The sequence below is a fragment of the Paenibacillus sp. 01T422 genome, from assembly GCF_056398785.1.
This window is the reverse complement of sequence record NZ_JBFTQB010000903.1, coordinates 1-2,597: the sequence shown is the minus strand read 5'-3', so window position 1 is coordinate 2,597 and position 2,597 is coordinate 1. Positions and strand designations below refer to the sequence as shown.

3 protein-coding genes and 1 pseudogene are annotated in these 2,597 nt (G+C 42.8%); 2 read left to right on the top strand and 2 right to left on the bottom strand.

The annotated features are described in order from the left end of the window. Positions 1–541, bottom strand: a pseudogene (locus AC1DUA_RS33205) (ammonium transporter); the annotation flags it as partial. 304 nt (positions 542–845) lie between these two features. Here AC1DUA_RS33205 and AC1DUA_RS33200 point away from each other — a divergent pair. Further along, positions 846–1,286 (top strand): MerR family transcriptional regulator, encoded by a 441-nt coding sequence (locus tag AC1DUA_RS33200; protein WP_477503795.1) that lies wholly within the window; start codon positions 846–848, stop codon positions 1,284–1,286. A 21-nt stretch (positions 1,287–1,307) separates the two neighbouring features. Next, positions 1,308–2,000, top strand: coding sequence for a zinc metallopeptidase (locus tag AC1DUA_RS33195; protein ID WP_477503794.1), 693 nt, complete (start codon positions 1,308–1,310; stop codon positions 1,998–2,000). A 56-nt stretch (positions 2,001–2,056) separates the two neighbouring features. Here the strand turns inward: AC1DUA_RS33195 and AC1DUA_RS33190 are convergent. Next, on the bottom strand, positions 2,057–2,597 hold a 541-nt coding region (locus tag AC1DUA_RS33190), incomplete at its 5' end, for a LysR substrate-binding domain-containing protein (RefSeq protein ID WP_477503793.1).

The window sequence follows — 2,597 nt, the reverse complement described above, 5'->3', positions numbered from 1 at the left end:
CCCATACCCAGTGAGCAACGATTGGATAAATCACTACGGTGAACAAAATTCCGAAGATAAAGTAAACCGGAAGTTTAGCTCTTTCTGCAAATCCACCCCAAGCAATTGCCAAGGAGACACCTGCAAAAGCTAGTTGGAATAAGAACTTAATACCGATAGGTACATCAGAGAAGGACAAGGAACCGAATGCCGCTGAAGCTTGATCTTCCAAGCCTGTAACGAAGAACCCTGTAGTACCGAAGAAGGCATTTCCGTCACCGAAGGCGAAACCGAAGCCAACAGCCCAGAAAGCAATGGCACATAATCCGAAAGTTAAGATTGTTTTACCGGCTACGTGACCGGCATTTTTCATTCTAGTCGACCCTGCTTCTAATAAGGCGAATCCAGCTTGCATGAAGATAACCAAAATTGCGGCTAACATGACCCAAACGGCATCGATTGCACTTTGCAATTGGGGCACTGTTGCTTCATCTGCAGCAAATGCGAGAGTAGGGAACAATAAGGCCATGACACCAAAAGCTAACAACAATTTCTTAACCATACGACCACTTCCTTTAATGTTAGATTAAATAACATGTAATGAAACTCTTAATGTCATTATATACAGGTTATATGGGTTTGACAATAGGATTTTCTCTAAAAAAATGAAAAAAACGAAAAATAACCTGACATCGAACAGGCATAATTCGTGTTTTCATTAATTTTTTGTTAAAAATGTTAAGATTCCTATCTTAGAACCCTTGTCAGGTATGATAAGCATCACGTTTGACTGTACGGTTTGTAATCAGGTATCATTATTATAGAAGCAATTTATTATATGACATTGGAGTAGGGGTGAATGAAACATGGAAAATGAGAAGCTATACAAAATCGGAGAACTAGCCAAACTTGCCGATGTTAGTTCTCGAACCATTGATTACTACACCAAGCTTAACTTGATTGAGCCCGAGAAAAGATCCGATACGAACTACCGACTTTATAGCGATGAAACTTTGAATCGTCTTAAACGTATTGAAACAATGAAGAACGAGAAATATACCCTAGAGGAGATCAAAGCAAACTTACAGCAATGGAGCAAAGTGTCCCCGGATGATAATGTGAGAGATAAGCTGACATCGATTCAACTTCATCTTGAACAATTAATGAAGGAAGCCAAAGAACTCGGGCCTATAATCCAACAGCTGAAGCCAAACCAACTAAAAAAGCTTTATCGCATACTAACGCAGCCAACTGCAGCATGCATTGAAGCATTAATTGTTCTTCTAGGTAAAAATCCGTTCTCATAACGAATTACGGAGGCGTGTGGAATGTTATTTTTTCACCCAATGGATTTTCTCATTATTATTGCATTCGCTCTTTCTTTGTGGGCTTCGTTCAGAGTTCGCGGAACATTCAACAAATGGTCTAGTGTCCCTGTCTATTCAGGAATGACTGGCGCTGAAGCTGCACGTCGAATGCTAGATGCCAATGGGCTCTACGATGTCCCTGTTGAAGCCGTGCGAGGCACATTAACAGACCACTATGACCCGATGGCTAGAGTTGTTCGATTATCAGAGCCTGTCTACTATCAAAGCTCCATATCAGCCATTTCCGTCGCCTGTCATGAAGTTGGGCATGCGATTCAACACAAAGTACATTATCCAATGCTCGTTGCAAGACATTATATGTTCCCGGCCGTAAATTTTGCATCTGGTGTAGCTCCATTCTTAATATTAGCTGGTTTCTTGTTCCAACAGATTCCATGGCTTCTCGGTCTGGGCATTATCTTTTTCGCAGCCGCCGTCGCCTTTCAACTCGTAACTTTGCCAGTAGAATTCAACGCAAGCTCCAGAGCCCGCGATTTGATGGTCTCCGAGGGATTTATCTCCAATGAAGAAGAACGCGGAGTAGCCAAGGTCCTCAATGCAGCTGCCCTTACTTATGTCGCGGCAGCGTTAATTTCCGTACTTGAGTTACTGAAATATGTCATGATATTCAGCGGTCGTAACAACGACGATTAATAAAAAAGCTCTCCATTGTATGGCTGCACAAGCAGCACACACAAGGAGAGCTTTTATTATTGAAAATATTCTTGCAGAAAGCGTCTGAACACTTCAGCTACTAATGGAAGCTTCTCACCTTTCCGACTTATCAAACCTACGGTTCGAGTCACTTGCGGATCGGTCACTCGAATTTTGGCAGGCTGCATTTGTCCGCCTTCTATGAGCGCCATGGCAGGCAGCAAACTAACCCCCATCCCCGCGGCAACGAGACCACGAATTGTGTCCGTCTCTTCACCCTCGAATTCGATCTTAGGGACGAAGCCGGCCTTCAAGCACGCCTCCATAACAATAGAACGCAGCGTATATTCTTCACTAAACATTACAAAGTTCTCATGCTTCAACTGTTCGAGGCGAATCGATGTATAGTCAGCAAGGATATGATTGGCCGGAATAATCGCATACAATTCTTCAGTCAGTAATAACTCGCCTGTCACATGCTCATGCGATTCTGGAAATGGCGAAATGAAAGCGAGATCGATCTCACCTTTTGTAACATCTCGAATCAAAGATGTGTACGTCCCTTGACGAAGCCGAAATTTAACATTAGGGTGATCT

Coding starts and splice junctions, on each gene's coding strand:
- AC1DUA_RS33195 (WP_477503794.1), top strand. CDS start 1,308: ATGTTATTTTTTCACCCAATGGATTTTCTCATTATTATTGCATTCGCT.
- AC1DUA_RS33200 (WP_477503795.1), top strand. CDS start 846: ATGGAAAATGAGAAGCTATACAAAATCGGAGAACTAGCCAAACTTGCC.